Below are 14,621 nucleotides of genomic sequence, written 5' to 3' on the forward strand. Positions count from 1 at the left end.
TCTTGATCATCAGGACTGGATTTAGTGTGAGAAAACTACGTTACAAACGGTGACAATTTATCCCCGCTGTCTCATGCCCTCAAACAGCAAAATCGTCGCCGCCATTGCGGCATTCAGCGATTCCGCGCGGCCTGCCATCGGGATGATGATACTCTTGTCCACGAGTCGCGCCGTTTCCGGCGAGATGCCTTTTCCTTCACTGCCAATCAGCAGCCACTGGCTGCCGTGGAAATTGTGCTCATAGCACGATTCTTCGCCCTGCAGCGAAGTGCTCACCAGCAGCGCCCCATTTTCCCGGGCCTGTGGCAAAATCTCACTTAACTCTCCCTCCACCACCGGAAGATGGAACATCGAGCCCATCGTGGACCGGATGGTCTTCGGATTATAGAGGTCGGCACAGCCTTGTCCGAGGATCACTCCGTCTGCTCCCGCTGCATCCGCACTGCGGATGATGGTGCCGACATTGCCGGGATCCTGCACGCCGTCCAGCACAACCACAAGGCTATCCTTCTTCGCTAGGATAGCTTCTACAGCCTGCTGTTCCTTCCGCACGATGGCGAACACCGGCTGCGGCGTATTGGTGCTGCTGCATTTTGAGATGATCGCCGCCGAAACGCCAATCACTTCCATTCCCTGAACGGCCTGAAGCAGCCCCTTAAGTTCAGCAGGCATTCCTTTGTCGAGGTCATAAGCTAGGCATTCCACATCTGCTTCAGCCAGCAGTGCTTCTTGAACCAGATGAACGCCCTCTACGATATATTTACGAGCCTTGTCACGATGCTTTTTCTCCTGTAACCCGGCCCACTCTTTAACCCGCGTATTTTGCGGAGACATGATTTCCATAAAGTCTTCCTTTCTTCTGCCTTGCCATTTATTCTTTGTTCCTACTGATACGCCATCTCCAGCTTCGTCAAATTATCCTTATGCCCAACAATAACAAGGATATCGCCATCGATCAGGCGATCCTCTGCACGGGGAGAGATGTTCATTTCTTCACCTTGGCGAATGGCCATTACGTTGCAGCCAAATCTTGCGCGGATGTCGAGCTCCTGTAGATTTTTTCCGAGCATCGGTCCGGATACCTTCATATCCAGAATACTGTAGTCCGGCGACAGCTCAATATAATCCAATATATTAGGCGAAGCAAGATGATGCGCAACCCGCATTCCCATATCCCGTTCAGGATAAATCACCTTGTCCGCACCAATTTTGCTTAATACTTTGCCGTGCAGTTCACCTTTGGCTTTTGCCAGAATTGCAGGCACACCCAGGTCTTTTAGGATAAGTGTTGTCAGGATGCTAGCTTGTATGTCCTCGCCAATGGCTACAACCACCACATCAAAATTGCGAATACCAAGGGCACGCAGCGCCTCCTCATCCGTGGAATCTGCAGATACGGCATGAGTTACTATACTTGAAATTTCCTGTGTTCGCTGCTCGTCAGCATCAATCGCAAGTACATCAAACCCCATGCCGCTGAGCGCCTTAGCAACACTAGATCCGAAACGCCCCATACCGATGACGGCATATTGTTTTTTGGCCATGTCTATGTACCTCCCGTAGCATTCTATATCTCAAACAGTATAGCATAAGCCAAGAAGAAACGTCATTGCCGTCCTTATGGATGACAACCGTTTCTCGTAGGAATATAAGGATGATATATATGTGTCAAACTTATACTATCTTATATTTGGACAAAAACTTGAATTTCCAGCACCTTTGCAGGGCACATTATAACGAGGTCAATATCACTATATTTTCAAAAAAGGAGGTACATTATGCCCGTTACCATTGACTTGCGCCAGGCGATTATTCATAAAGTGCACGGTCAATCTGAAGAGGATTTACGTCATATGATTGAAGGCTCTGTGGATGGTCCGGAGGCAGCACTCCCGGGACTTGGCGCCGTGTTCGAAATGATCTGGAAGGATTTAGATCCCGCTAAGCAAGATAGGTTGGTTACCATGCTACATGATCACCTGGAGACTATTACCCCTGGGGATATCACATCGTAAACTGATCGCAACTAGTCAAAAACCTCCGCTCACCATGGTGTAACTTCACCTATGGAGGCGGAGGTTTTATTATTACATTCAGAAAGTTATAGCGTCCTAATTATAGTAATGCTTTTGGAGCCATTTCCAGGAATTTAGCTGTCGGGTTCTTATCCATCGCTGTCCGCATAGCATATTCGTTCTCGAACAACACGACAAAATTGCCCTTCTTATCCGTCACCAACGTTGAGTTGATTCTGAATTTGCTCGCATCCGGCTTAGTATCATCTACGATCCAACGTGCAAACTGGTACGGCATTCTCTGCAACTGAACATCCACACCATATTCACCCTTCATGCGGTACTCAAACACTTCAAACTGCAGTTGTCCAACTACACCAAGCAAAATATCGTCAAAGTTGACCGTGCGGAACACCTGAATCATGCCCTCTTCAGTCAGCTGATCGACACCCTTCTGGAACTGCTTTGATTTCAATGCATTTTTTATACTCACTTTAGCAAAAATCTCTGGTGAGAACGTTGGCAGCTCATCGAATTCCATATCTCCTGCTTGGCTCAAGGTATCACCAATTCTAAAAATACCTGGATCAAACAGACCGATGATATCTCCCGGATAAGCTTCCTCTACGATATCGCGGTCCTGCGCCAAAAATTGCTGTGGTTGCGCCAGCTTGATATCTTTACCGGCACGTACATGCTTCACGCTCATACCCCGTTCGAATTTCCCGGACACAATACGCAGGAAAGCAATCCGGTCACGGTGAGCCGGGTTCATGTTCGCTTGAATTTTGAACACATAACCAGTGAATTTCTCATTCGTTGGTTCTACTACCCCTATAGTACTGCGGCGTGGTTCAGGCTTCGGTGCCAGATCCAAGAAATTATCGAGGAAAGTCTGTACGCCAAAATTGTTGATCGCACTGCCAAAGAACACAGGTGTGAGTTCACCACTTAATACTTTTTCATAGTCAAAAGCATCGCCTGCTACATCCAGCAGCTCCAGATCCTGACACAGTTGATCATGCAGATACTCTCCAGCCATTTCACGAATGATTGGATCACGGTATCCGTCAACCTTTTGAACCTTGATTACGGAGTGATCATCACCTTGGAACAGCTCTACCTGATTTTTCATCCGGTCATATACCCCGCATAGCTCACGTCCGCTACCGATCGGCCAGTTCATTGGCACAGAACGAATACCAAGAACCTGCTCCAGCTCTTCCATCAGATCAAACGGGCTACGTCCTTCACGGTCCAGCTTGTTAATAAAGGTAAAGATCGGAATGCCCCGTTTAGCACATACCTGAAACAGTTTGGTGGTTTGGGCTTCCACACCTTTTGCCACGTCAATAAGCATGACCGCACTATCCGCTGCAGTTAGGGTACGGTAGGTGTCCTCACTGAAATCTTGGTGACCCGGTGTATCCAAAATGTTCACGCGATGATTCAAATAATCAAACTGCATCACGGAAGACGTTACAGAAATCCCCCGCTGCTTCTCAATTTCCATCCAGTCACTCGTCGCATGTTTATTCGCTTTACGGGCCTTAACCGTTCCCGCCAGACGGATCGCGCCACCGAATAACAGCAGTTTCTCCGTTAAAGTTGTTTTACCCGCATCCGGGTGGGAAATGATCGCAAAGGTTCTGCGTCTATCCACTTCCTTTTGCAGCTTCTGATCTATTGCTTTGTTCATTACACATATCCCTTCATATATAAAATTCCTGCTTCTGCTTCAATTACACTGGGGTTCATCAAATCGGTGCTCTGCTCATTGTTCATACCCCTTCATTTCTGAATAATAGCTCTTAGGTCTAGCTCCAGTCCGCTTCAAGTGAAAGCATCCTCTAAAGTATATCAAAATCCGGCAGACATTATCTACTAAAAAGCGCGTGCCGCAAAATATCTCCCAAATGGTCTGGATTATGATCCCCACATATCATCGCTCAAGAAAATAGATGTATTTCCTACACTTACTTGAAGTATTAGCATTTTCATTAGCCTTTAGTTGCATTTGATGCAATTAAAAATAAGTTGTGCACGCTTTTCCGCCTTATCCGGTGATTATAGTTGCAGAAAATACATCTAAAAGACTAATCACAACGAGATAAGCGATTTTAATTGTACAAAGTGCAGTTATTAGAACAGTGCCCAGATCCCCCAAACACCGTCTGAAGTCCGATCTTTTAGATCTTAGCATTACAAAAAATCTCCCTGCATCCTCTGCAGGGAGATAGCATTAACTCAAGGTTTAGTTATTCTTCAGCCAAACCACATTATCTTCATCTTGGCCGTTTACAGGCCACCAATGGAAACCTTCTTTAGCAAGCAGTTCATCTGCTTCCACTGGACCCCAAGAGCCAGCAGGATAAGAAGATAAGTCGCTAGACTCTTCGCTCCATGCTTTCGCAATACGATCCACGAATGACCATGCCGAGGATACCTCATCCCAACGAGTGAAATAAGTGGAATCGCCGCGTGCGGCATCATGTAACAAGCGCTCATATGCTTCCGGAGAATTGATTCCAACCAGGCAGCTCTGACAGAAGTCCATAGCCAGCGGTTGAATCTCAGACTCCGAACCCGGTTTCTTGGCATTAATCTTTACATAAATGCCTTCCATTGGGTTCACACGGATTACAAGGAGGTTAGGCTCAAGTTTATGCTTTTGTCCCAAATAAACGTTGGTTGGCATACCTTTGAACTCAACTACCACTTCCGTCGTCTTCACTGGGAGACGTTTACCTGTACGGATGTAGAAAGGAACTCCAGCCCAGCGGAAGTTATCTACAAATACACGGGCAGCAAAATACGTCTCTGTATTCGACTCAGGGTCAACCTTATCTTCCTGACGGTAAGCAGGAAGGGTTTTGCCTTGGTGTAAGCCTTGAATATATTGTGCTCTTACGACATTCTCACGCACCTCATCAGATGTCGCATAAGGACGAAGGGAACGAAGTACCTTCACTTTCTCATCACGAATATCTTCTGCGAGCAGACGGCTTGGTGGTTCCATAGCAATCATAGTCAGCAGTTGCAGTATATGATTCTGGCCCATGTCCCGTAAGGCTCCCGCATGGTCATAGTAACCACCGCGTTCTTCTACACCTACGGTTTCGCCAAGTGTAATTTGAATATTGGCAATATGTTTATTATTCCAGAGCGGTTCGAAAAAAGCATTAGCAAAACGAATCACTTCGATATTCTGTACCATTTCTTTACCAAGATAGTGGTCAATCCGGTAAATTTCCTCTTCTTTGAAGACCTGACGAATCTGTTCGTTCAGCTGTTCAGCCGACTCCAGATTATAACCAAAAGGCTTCTCAATTACGAGGCGATTCCAACCCGTACTATCCAGCATCCCGCCAGCTTTAAGATTGAAGGAGACACTGCCGAACAATTCAGGCGCCAGCGCAAGATAGAACATCCGATTGCCCGGAATACTGAATTTCTCTTCAAGAACTTCAGTTTGTGCTCTTAGCTCGCGGAAACCATCAATATTGTTAATGTCCAGAGATTTGTATTCGAAATGCTGTACAAACTCATTCCATTCGCTTTCTTCTCCCGCTTTGTAACGGCAGAATTCAAGGATGGATTCCTTCACATCACTTCTAAATTCTTCCTGAGTACGCGGGCGCCGCGCCACGCCAATTACCGCAAAATCTTGTGCCAGCTTACCTTCACGGTACAAGCTGTAAATCGCCGGGAAAAGCTTACGCCGGGCTAAGTCTCCGGTTGCCCCAAAGATAAAAAAGACAGCACCGGGTGTGTGCAGTGCATCAAGGGTTTGATTTTCAGCCATGGCTCCTCATCTTTCTGTATGTAATATAGTTTATTGACATGCTCAGCGTCGATACTAACATAAGGTGAATAACGACGTTATGTCATTTTAGCATATTCCTAAAAAGGATGCTATCACATTCCTGACAAATACTCTCGGGATTTCGCAAATTTCAATTAATATTTCTTATTATTAACTATATCTGCGCTTATATAAGAGAAAAATGTCAATATTCGATGGTTATTAAAGGAAAGCCTATAGTTACGCGGTTTGTCCCCTTCTGATCTTCATGATGCACTGCGATTTGGGCAGAAACTAACTGATTTCCACTCATCACAGAGCGATTCAAATTAGGAATCGAATACGTACGGCTAACCGTTGAGATATCCTTGTAGCTTTCTCCTCCGGTCACAGCTTCAAACTGTTCATCCATTAATGACTCCGTCTGTGCTAGAACTTTTTCAGGTGCTCCCTGTTCTTGCGCGCTTCCTTGAAGGGATACATTCCATTCCGCCTTAATTTTATTCTGTTCAAGAATCATACTTACTTCACGAGCAGCCGCTTGAAAGCCAGCTTCATTTTGCAGATCAGCCGTATCTAACGTTACAATCACATAACTGTTTCCTGCACTAAGCTCACTCCAAAATAAGGAGAGCCGCGATTCATATGGTTTTACAGCTTCTGTACGATAAGTCATATGTCCATCTTCCTCAGTACCTGACGGTACATTCAATCCGAGACTTGTGCTTAACTCAGCAACTTCGGCAGACAGATCCGCGTAACTGCTGCTTTCTCCCTGCCACTTTAACACTAAACGCAGCGGTGAATCAGAAACGGTTGTTTCTTTTCCGAGATCTATTAAACTCACAAGAGCATGATTCAGTTCGGCTCCTGTTGAAGCTTGGTTATCGCCCTCATCAAGAACGGGTGAATTCGCTTTAACACTTTGCAGATTAACTAGCAGAGCCGCAGCGCAGCACACGATTATCATTATAAAAAAAGTCCCTTTTTTTGTTCCGTTGTTCAGCTTCATCTTCCGCATATGTCATTCTCCCTTCGAACCTCTCTAGCAATCTACTAGACAGTATGTTCGAATTAGGAGATTCTATACCTGAAATATTCCCACAAAGAGAGGGATTTGCTTCAATGCGTACTCAGATACTTTGCGGAGGCCCCAAAACTACTTTCTTGTACAATAAAAAGGACTGAAGCAGAGGCTTCAGTCCTTTGTTGTTATTCAGCTAGTCCATTTTTATATGCATAAATTGCTGCTTGGGTCCGGTCTTCTACGCCCAGCTTCGCGAGAATATTCGTCACATGAAATTTCACAGTTTTGATTCCAATAATTAGTTGATCGGCAATATCCTGATTGGATTTACCTTGCGCCAACAGACGTAATACTTCCATCTCGCGCTCCGTAAGCTCTTTATAAGCAGGTGATTCTCCTTTTGCATTGTTTCTAAAACGGTTCATCATTTTAGAGGCCACCTGTGACTCAAGCACGGACTGTCCTCTTGCCGCAGCGCGGATCGCATCCGCCACTTCACTGGCCCGCGAAGTCTTCAGCAGGTAACTAAAAGCACCCGCTTCAATAACAGGATACATCTTTTCATCGTCCAAATAGCTTGTAAGAACAATAACTTTGATCTCTGGGTACTGCTTCATCAGCTGTTTAGTCGTTTCTATGCCATCCATCCCATCCATTACGAGATCCATTAAGACCACATCGGGATTGTACTCCTGAGCCAGCCGAATACCTTCTTCTCCACTTCCAGCTTCACCTACGACCTCAATTCCATCCTCGGTACCTAAAACAGCTGCTAGTCCGATCCGTACCATTTCATGATCATCTACGAGTAGTACTTTAATCGCTTCCTCCATCTCCATGGTTACTCTTTCCTCCTATTATTCATTGACTAACGGAACGGTAATCTCAATACGCATCCCTTTACCCGGAGCGGTAATGAACTGAATGGAGCCTCCGATTTCATTAATCCGCTCCTGCATGTTCGACAAACCATAGGAAGCTTGTTTGGTGTCGTCCATCTCAAAGCCGATCCCATCATCACGCAACGTCAAGCGAACTGTATCTCCCCGTCTATGCAGCCGGATTTCCATTTTTTCTGCTTTCGCATGACGAAGTGTATTAGAAATCGCCTCTTGGACGATACGGAACAAGTGATTCTCTACCCCTTTTAACAGCTGCACATCAGGGTCCATTTCAAATACAATTTCGATTGGAACCTTGATCTTAAGCTCCTTGATCAATTCCTGCAGACCTTGTTCGAGGCCCTTTCCTTCCAAATAAACAGGTCTCAAATGCAGCAGCAATGCCCTCATCTCCGATTGGGCAACGGCAGACATTTCTTCTATAAGCGCAATTTGCCGCTGGGCTTTATCGAAATCTTTCTCCAAGGTCCGGCCCACCGCCGTGGCAGTCATGGAGATTGCAAATAGCTGCTGGGAAACAGCGTCGTGCAGTTCACGCGCAAGCCGCTGCCGTTCCTCCATAATAGCAGATACCCGCGCCTGCTCCGCAAGCTTCGCGTTATTCGTGGACAACCGCTGCAGCGTCGTCACTTGATTCTCCCATTTGCCGCTAATCCGGCCAAGCTGTTCTCCGAGCCTTCCCAGCTCATCATCACCTAGATCCGGCATGGACAGCGTCAAATTCCCCTTTTCCCATAATACGAGGGTCTGCCTAAGACGTTCCAACTGCCGCTTCACACGAAAGCTCTGATAAAAGCCATAACCAATCCCAAAGCCCATAGGCAGAAGAATTAGAGTGACGGCTGTCCGCACGCCAAATTTCCAGCTTTCAAAAGGCTTCAAATAGCCATATGTATACATGACATACATTATCACAAGCAGCATGACCAAAGAGAACAGAGCCCCCTCACCCATGCTGCGTGATATCATGTTTTTGTTCTTTTTTTCCATGCGGGGGACTCTCCCTTCTCTATCAAGCTTTTCAGGATAATCGTACATCTAGATCTCCCATTAAATAAGAAACACTAAATTTCACTTTGTATTCACTGCTGTCATAATTAGCTGATTTCCAATTCAGACGGTTCAACATCCCTGTATCTCGCTGGTTGCCGAATTCAATGGACCCAAAGAGCACAAAAGCTTCAATTTCCACGCCGTAATCATCGGACAGGTTAATGTCCATATCGCCAAAAATCCCTTGAAACAGCATGACCGTTTCCTTATGATCCGCCATAGCTAATGAAAGATCCACATCGGCCTCACCCAGTACATGCCAAGAGCTAAGGCTGTGCATCACCCAAGGTGAGCGGTCCCAGTCAAATCTGGATGAAAAGTTCTGCTTCTGCATAAACCCTTCCTTACGCTGTACTCTTTTGGATTTGGTAAAAAACATCCCAAGTGAGATTAAACAAATCCCCAGCACGAGCACCAAATGGTCCAGCAAAAGCAATACAGCACCTATCCCGAGCAGTTTATAGCCCTGCTTTACTTTGCCTGATGTCGTACGGTAGACTCCCAGCAGCAGGAACAGAAGCGCGACAATGGAGAAAAAGCCGAGCCATCTACCAAAAATCATCATGCAGCCAACAGCAATCAGTCCGATGGCAATCAAACGGTTTCGTTTATCCATTTCGCACCTCCTAAAAGTTTTGCGAAGCAAAACTCATTTTATACTATCGGTTAGATATCCGTCACTATGATGAGGAATATTATCACCGTTAAATATTATAGCTAGCCGCTATAAAAGCCATATCGGTATGGAGATCCATACCGTATGGCTTCTTCTTGTCCAGCATATCATATCCGTCCAAGTTTTAGGAACAGGATTTATTGTTCTTTTTTGTTTAGAGAAGGAGCCGCGGGTGTATCATTCAGCTTGTTTTTCAGTAGTGCCAATTGCTCATCCACTTTCAGTTGCTTCTCAACATCAACGGGTTTGCTATAAGCAGCGGATGGGCTGTAAGGTGCACGCATTACATCTGCTTCAGCCTCAAGCTGCATAATTTTCTCTTCCATCCGGTGGAATCCGAGTGATGCACTGCCACTTTCAATGGAATGTACGCTGCTGATTTGCGACATTTGTTTTTTAGCTTTAGCCATTTGAGCACGGGATACAAGCTCGTTACGTTTGTTGCGCAGCTTGTAGAACTCATCCTTCATGTCATGCAGTTGTTGCACTAATTCCTTAGCGTGTACTTCAGCTTGTGCGTGAAGATCACTGTACTCCACTTGCTTTTGGTCAAAGTAGATTTTTTCTTCCAACAGCTTGCGAGTTACTTCTTCTTGGCCATTTTTCAGTGCCAGTTCAGCTTGTGATCCACGTTGTGCAGACATTTTTGCTGCTTCTTCCACACGTTGCTTCATACGGCGTTCGTTAGCCATTTGTTTAGCAACTGTTACTTCTGCTTCGTGAATTTCAGCCTCCATATCGCGCAGATATTGGTTAAGCATTACGATTGGGTCCTCTACCTTATCCAACAAGTCATTTACCGACGCTTTTGTCATATCTTTAATTCTTTGAAATACTCCCATGATTTACAATTCCCCTTTCTCATATTTAGACAGTTTTTGTTTGAGTTCTTCTACTTCTTTTTGCAAAGCCTTCTTCTCAATATCCTTCATCATCGCATCCAAACCGGAGTCCGGTGCGGAATAAGCGTTGTTCTTCTCAAAATTAGGATTGTAATTTGGCTGGCGTCCATAAGGTCCATATCCGCCAGTAGCTTGTGGTCCGTGTCCATGTTCCGGTCTGCCTGAGTAGGGTCCGCCGAATGGGCCACCCGGTGCCCCAGGCCCTGGTCCAAATGGATTATAATGCGTCGGTTCCTTAGGAATGACCATTGCTGCAATGAAGTATACCGGAATCACCGCACCACCTGTAAACGGAATGCTGACCAGTAATAGAATCCGGAATAACGTGGAATCAATACCGAGTGTCTCAGATAATCCACCTGCAAGACCCGTCATCACTTTATCTCTTGTTGAACGATACAATCGACTCATAGCGCTACTCCTTTCCACCATTGTTCAGTTTCTCCTTTAGGCGAGCCATTTCTCTTTCGAGTACGGTCGCTACGGTCTCACCCGCTTGCACCGCATATTCCTGTCCCATGCGCCGCAAATCACGCAAGCTCTTTGCTTCTAATTCCCAATCCAACATCTGATCTTCCAGACGTCCGAACATTTTGGGAACATCACCACCATTGCCATAAGCACTGGCTCTTTGATTCATCCGTTGCTGCAATCGCAGCGACTCCATTCGTGCCGAATAATACTGACGTTTGCTGTACACCGTTTGATACTCTATTTTCAGCTCATTCAGCTGTGCTTCAAGTTCAAACAAGGATTGCTTGCTCTGTTCTAGCAGCCCGCTATATTGCTCCAGTTTTTCCTCGTGAATGATCTTTTCTTGTAAAGCCAGCTTCGCGAGATGATCCTCGCCTGCTTTAAGTGCCAACAACGCCTGCTCTTCACGTTTGTTTCTCATGGCAGTTGCTTGGTTCACTTGCTGCTGCAATTGCTTCGTGTGGGAAGCATATTGCTGGTACAGCCTTTCAGCTTCACTGATTTCCTCACGGGTTGAATGTAGAAATTGATCAATTAGTTTCACGGGATCTTGGCTTTGCTCCAGACGTTCGTTTAGATTAGCTACAGTAATATCCCTCATGCGACGAAAAACACTCATGATCTCCTGCTCCCTCCCTGCTTCTTGTTTAAGTACATTGCTTCTTAATAAGTACCCTTGTTACTTCTGCCCTTTAATGCTGATACGCCCCAGACGATCAACGCCACTCCTAGAAGTGGTCCAATGATCCAGGAAAGCTTCGCGATCAGGGACATCACACCAATGAACATCAGTACCCAACCAATAATCTTGCGTCCGCTCTTAATCCCGTAGTACCCGAGAACAACCAGCAATACCGGGAAAAGTAATCTGAACATTCCGTGGATCAGAGGAAGCGCAATGCCGAGCAGCATAACCGCACCAATCACAATCAGTACAACCGCTAATCCGTTTCCTTGTCTTCTTTGCATTTTTTCTCACCGCCTTTCGTTGTCCTTAACCTTATAGCCTTATTCTAGGGTAAATCGCAGACTTTCAAAACAGACCAACGACGGTTTTTCGTACTGGACCTTAGTCGAGGTAGCTGTACGACTACAGACCACTGTTGGGCTAGTTGTAGCTCATAACCAACCTTTGCACATATAAATGGGAATGCACCCATCAAAAATTAAAAGGACACCACCCTATATAGGTGATGCCCTTTTGAACTTTCCTTTAGGGTTAACTATGCGGCTCTTTATCAAAAAACCTCGCTCCGTAATCTTTCAATAATAGTCTTCTTAGATATGCTGTGGTAACACAAAACGGGTACTACAATAGAGATCAGCATAAAGGGGATTATACTAAGTAAAATAGGGGTTAATGTAAAAGTCCAAGTAAAATAATCAAGTTCTGCTCCCATTGCGGGTACTAGGGTAGTATTTGCCAAGCTTCCTAGCACAATCGAAAACATCAGCCCTAGGAAGGCATACCCGACCCCCTCAAAGATAAGCATTTCTTTTACCTGCTTATCCGTCATGGCTATTGATTGCAGCATGGCAATTTCTCGTTTTCTGGTTAAAATAGAAGTTTGCATGGAATTTATGAAATTCAGAATCCCAATAACACCTAGCAGAATACAAAATGCACCTCCTACCACCTCATACATAAAGATTAAACTACGAAAGGTTTCTCTAGAAGTATTCTTCGAATAGAAATCCAATCCGGTATCCGTATGTAAGCAATAGTCCTCCAGCCATTTTTCTGTCTGAGTTAAATGTTCATCATCTACATTAAAGATTGTATACATTGGCAGCATAGAATCTGCATGGGCAAGCAGTTCATCCGAAGGCAACAAATACTCTAATCCTATATCATAATATGCCACTGAGTGAATAGCTCCCGGAAAATCAACAATGGCAAGCACTTCATATTCCTTTTCCTTTCCGTTTCCAAAACTCACTTTAACTTTATCTCCCGGATGATAAATGCTGCTTGTACCATCTAGGAATTTCTTACAGTTAGTAACATAGATTCCCTCTCCTTTCTCCCAGCGTTTTTGATCCAAAGCTCCTTCCTTTACTTGAATCATCTGTGCCGGCCACTCACTGAAACCAAATGTATTCACTATTGATCTCCGTTTCACCATTTCCTGAGAACTCAGAAATTCCTCTTGGTCCTTTTCATTCATCAAGCCGACTTCTCTTTTCAGCGCAGACATTGCCTGATCACTTAAATTTTGTGTTAAAGGGAGTACATAAACATTACCGCTATTTTCAAGCCCGTCCAATGACTCTACTTGTTTTATGAACTCATTGCTTACACCGGAAGTATCAAATGGAGGCGAATTATTTATGATCGAAGTATCAGCAACCGTAAAGTCCGAAACAGACTGAAACTCAATGAACTTATTAAAATCAAAAGAATGCACAAGACCATAAGTACTATTAAGAATAACCAAACTAAGTGTAAAAGAAAGCGTGACGATGATCACTTTTCGGGGGTTCCTCTTTAAATTAGCCATTGCTAGACGAACGGATGTTATTGGTTGAGCTTTTTTCTTTTTTCTTCTTAGTTCTCCCGCCTGTTTTCCTTCAACATAACTTAGAGCTTCTATTGGAGAAACCCTTGATGCAACCTTTGCTGGCCCTAAGCAACTTAATAACACTGTGCAGAGGCTGAATATAGCGGCAATAGCAAAAATAAGCGGGTGTACACTTGTTACGACGCGCATATCTTCACCAAAAATATCGATAATAGCCGGAACAAGAAAACGACCGATCGTCCAACCTATCACTAGTCCAAAAGGAATACCGATACAAGCAAGATATATTGCCTTATAACGAACCATTCTTTTGATTTGTTTTGAAGTTGTCCCAATGACTTTTAATAAACCATAAGATTTAATTTCTTGTGCAATTGAAATATAGAATATATTGTAGATTAACAAATATCCAGCTAAGGAAATCACTATGATTACAAGGAAACCTAGAAGTATATTTTGAGGTTCAGATCCTAGAATATCATAAGAAGCGTTAACAGTTATTTGACCATCAAAATCACTTCTGCTGGCAAGTTGTTCAGATTTCGTTTCAATATCCCACGTATTCGAAAACCAAAATTGACTGTTGATATAGCCTGAGTACACATTGGGACGGTTGTTCCATGGTTCAGTTGCCACAGGAGCTATTAAATCTGCATATTCACGAGAAAGCCAAATATTTTGACGCCAAGAGAGCGGATTTCCATCCCAAATTCCACAAACGGTAAAGGTATCTGTTATTGTTTTTTCATCTGTTTTGAAGGTTAACGAAATAGATTGACCTAATGTATGGGGAAGACCCAGCGCATCCAATACCAAGGTGCTTACACTTATGTCTTTCTTTTGCTGTGGCATGTTTCCAAGCTGTGGTAAGCTATACGCCCATTTTGCATACTTTTCCTCACCATACCTCACTTCTGTAGGTAACTTAGAAAAGGCAATCCCCTGTGCATCACCGATAAGAACCGAATAGGAGATGTCCTTAATCATTAAATCTGAAGAGACTCTTTTATACTCAGGCATAGACATTTGATGAAATCCACCATGAGCATTGCTCCCCGCGATTCTCATCTTGTTGTCTTTCATTGACTCTAACAAACTCCCTGCAATAGTAAATACACTGGTGAACATAATCGCAGCCAAGGCTATTGCCAGAATAGCAAAATAATTTTTGCTAGATTTAAGAGAGCGCTTTGCCAACTTTTTCATAGTTTTTCCACTATTGTGTTTCAAAGTTCCCACCTCCCT

At 44.5% G+C, this 14,621-nt stretch carries 14 protein-coding genes; 1 reads left to right on the top strand and 13 read right to left on the bottom strand.

The window, feature by feature from the left end; all coding sequences use genetic code 11:
- Positions 1-57: 57 nt before the first annotated feature.
- Positions 58-843, bottom strand: coding sequence for a TrmH family RNA methyltransferase (locus tag NSQ91_RS27400; RefSeq protein ID WP_076280285.1), 786 nt, complete (start codon positions 841-843; stop codon positions 58-60).
- 41 nt (positions 844-884) lie between these two features.
- Positions 885-1,544, bottom strand: coding sequence for a potassium channel family protein (locus NSQ91_RS27405; RefSeq protein ID WP_036685517.1), 660 nt, complete (start codon positions 1,542-1,544; stop codon positions 885-887).
- A 234-nt stretch (positions 1,545-1,778) separates the two neighbouring features.
- Between NSQ91_RS27405 and NSQ91_RS27410 the strand changes: the two genes are divergently transcribed.
- Positions 1,779-2,015 (top strand): small acid-soluble spore protein SspI, encoded by a 237-nt coding sequence (locus NSQ91_RS27410; protein ID WP_076130310.1) that lies wholly within the window; start codon positions 1,779-1,781, stop codon positions 2,013-2,015.
- Positions 2,016-2,115: 100 nt separating this feature from the next.
- Here NSQ91_RS27410 and NSQ91_RS27415 read toward each other — a convergent pair whose 3' ends face one another.
- The 11 genes from NSQ91_RS27415 to NSQ91_RS27465 all read right to left on the bottom strand — a co-directional run bounded on the left by NSQ91_RS27415 (position 2,116) and on the right by NSQ91_RS27465 (position 14,606).
- Complete coding sequence (locus NSQ91_RS27415) at positions 2,116-3,714, bottom strand: peptide chain release factor 3 (RefSeq protein ID WP_076130309.1); 1,599 nt, start codon at positions 3,712-3,714, stop codon at positions 2,116-2,118.
- Between the two features lie 555 nt (positions 3,715-4,269).
- Complete coding sequence (zwf, locus tag NSQ91_RS27420) at positions 4,270-5,820, bottom strand: glucose-6-phosphate dehydrogenase (protein WP_036685526.1); 1,551 nt, start codon at positions 5,818-5,820, stop codon at positions 4,270-4,272.
- A 205-nt stretch (positions 5,821-6,025) separates the two neighbouring features.
- On the bottom strand, positions 6,026-6,841 hold the full coding sequence (locus NSQ91_RS27425; RefSeq protein ID WP_076184820.1) for a YwmB family TATA-box binding protein: 816 nt from the start codon (positions 6,839-6,841) through the stop codon (positions 6,026-6,028).
- Positions 6,842-7,032: 191 nt separating this feature from the next.
- Positions 7,033-7,686: a response regulator gene (locus NSQ91_RS27430; RefSeq protein ID WP_036685532.1), complete on the bottom strand. Its 654-nt coding sequence runs from the start codon at positions 7,684-7,686 to the stop codon at positions 7,033-7,035.
- 18 nt (positions 7,687-7,704) lie between these two features.
- Positions 7,705-8,739 (bottom strand): sensor histidine kinase, encoded by a 1,035-nt coding sequence (locus NSQ91_RS27435; RefSeq protein WP_076130326.1) that lies wholly within the window; start codon positions 8,737-8,739, stop codon positions 7,705-7,707.
- Positions 8,740-8,770: 31 nt separating this feature from the next.
- Positions 8,771-9,418 (bottom strand): cell wall-active antibiotics response protein LiaF, encoded by a 648-nt coding sequence (liaF, locus tag NSQ91_RS27440; protein WP_036685537.1) that lies wholly within the window; start codon positions 9,416-9,418, stop codon positions 8,771-8,773.
- Between the two features lie 197 nt (positions 9,419-9,615).
- Positions 9,616-10,320 (bottom strand): PspA/IM30 family protein, encoded by a 705-nt coding sequence (locus tag NSQ91_RS27445; RefSeq protein ID WP_036685540.1) that lies wholly within the window; start codon positions 10,318-10,320, stop codon positions 9,616-9,618.
- A gap of 3 nt (positions 10,321-10,323) precedes the next feature.
- Positions 10,324-10,791 (bottom strand): PspC domain-containing protein, encoded by a 468-nt coding sequence (locus NSQ91_RS27450; RefSeq protein ID WP_076184838.1) that lies wholly within the window; start codon positions 10,789-10,791, stop codon positions 10,324-10,326.
- 4 nt (positions 10,792-10,795) lie between these two features.
- On the bottom strand, positions 10,796-11,473 hold the full coding sequence (locus tag NSQ91_RS27455; RefSeq protein WP_076304974.1) for a PspA/IM30 family protein: 678 nt from the start codon (positions 11,471-11,473) through the stop codon (positions 10,796-10,798).
- Between the two features lie 44 nt (positions 11,474-11,517).
- Positions 11,518-11,823: a LiaF transmembrane domain-containing protein gene (locus NSQ91_RS27460; protein WP_076130307.1), complete on the bottom strand. Its 306-nt coding sequence runs from the start codon at positions 11,821-11,823 to the stop codon at positions 11,518-11,520.
- Between the two features lie 269 nt (positions 11,824-12,092).
- A complete protein-coding gene (locus NSQ91_RS27465; RefSeq protein WP_218641832.1) occupies positions 12,093-14,606 on the bottom strand; it encodes an ABC transporter permease in 2,514 nt (837 codons plus the stop codon).
- Positions 14,607-14,621 lie beyond the last annotated feature (15 nt).

Origin of the sequence: Paenibacillus sp. FSL R7-0048 (genome assembly GCF_038004505.1) — a bacterium.
Lineage (GTDB): Bacteria > Bacillota > Bacilli > Paenibacillales > Paenibacillaceae > Paenibacillus_AQ > Paenibacillus_AQ odorifer.

Excerpts from the sequence above, each read along its gene's own strand:
- NSQ91_RS27460 (WP_076130307.1), bottom strand. The coding sequence starts at position 11,823 with ATGCAAAGAAGACAAGGAAACGGATTAGCGGTTGTACTGATTGTGATT.
- liaF (WP_036685537.1), bottom strand. The coding sequence starts at position 9,418 with ATGGATAAACGAAACCGTTTGATTGCCATCGGACTGATTGCTGTTGGC.
- NSQ91_RS27435 (WP_076130326.1), bottom strand. The coding sequence starts at position 8,739 with ATGGAAAAAAAGAACAAAAACATGATATCACGCAGCATGGGTGAGGGG.
- NSQ91_RS27415 (WP_076130309.1), bottom strand. The coding sequence starts at position 3,714 with ATGAACAAAGCAATAGATCAGAAGCTGCAAAAGGAAGTGGATAGACGC.
- zwf (WP_036685526.1), bottom strand. The coding sequence starts at position 5,820 with ATGGCTGAAAATCAAACCCTTGATGCACTGCACACACCCGGTGCTGTC.
- NSQ91_RS27405 (WP_036685517.1), bottom strand. The coding sequence starts at position 1,544 with ATGGCCAAAAAACAATATGCCGTCATCGGTATGGGGCGTTTCGGATCT.
- NSQ91_RS27430 (WP_036685532.1), bottom strand. The coding sequence starts at position 7,686 with ATGGAGATGGAGGAAGCGATTAAAGTACTACTCGTAGATGATCATGAA.
- NSQ91_RS27425 (WP_076184820.1), bottom strand. The coding sequence starts at position 6,841 with ATGCGGAAGATGAAGCTGAACAACGGAACAAAAAAAGGGACTTTTTTT.
- NSQ91_RS27400 (WP_076280285.1), bottom strand. The coding sequence starts at position 843 with ATGGAAATCATGTCTCCGCAAAATACGCGGGTTAAAGAGTGGGCCGGG.
- NSQ91_RS27450 (WP_076184838.1), bottom strand. The coding sequence starts at position 10,791 with ATGAGTCGATTGTATCGTTCAACAAGAGATAAAGTGATGACGGGTCTT.
- NSQ91_RS27455 (WP_076304974.1), bottom strand. The coding sequence starts at position 11,473 with ATGAGTGTTTTTCGTCGCATGAGGGATATTACTGTAGCTAATCTAAAC.
- NSQ91_RS27445 (WP_036685540.1), bottom strand. The coding sequence starts at position 10,320 with ATGGGAGTATTTCAAAGAATTAAAGATATGACAAAAGCGTCGGTAAAT.
- NSQ91_RS27410 (WP_076130310.1), top strand. The coding sequence starts at position 1,779 with ATGCCCGTTACCATTGACTTGCGCCAGGCGATTATTCATAAAGTGCAC.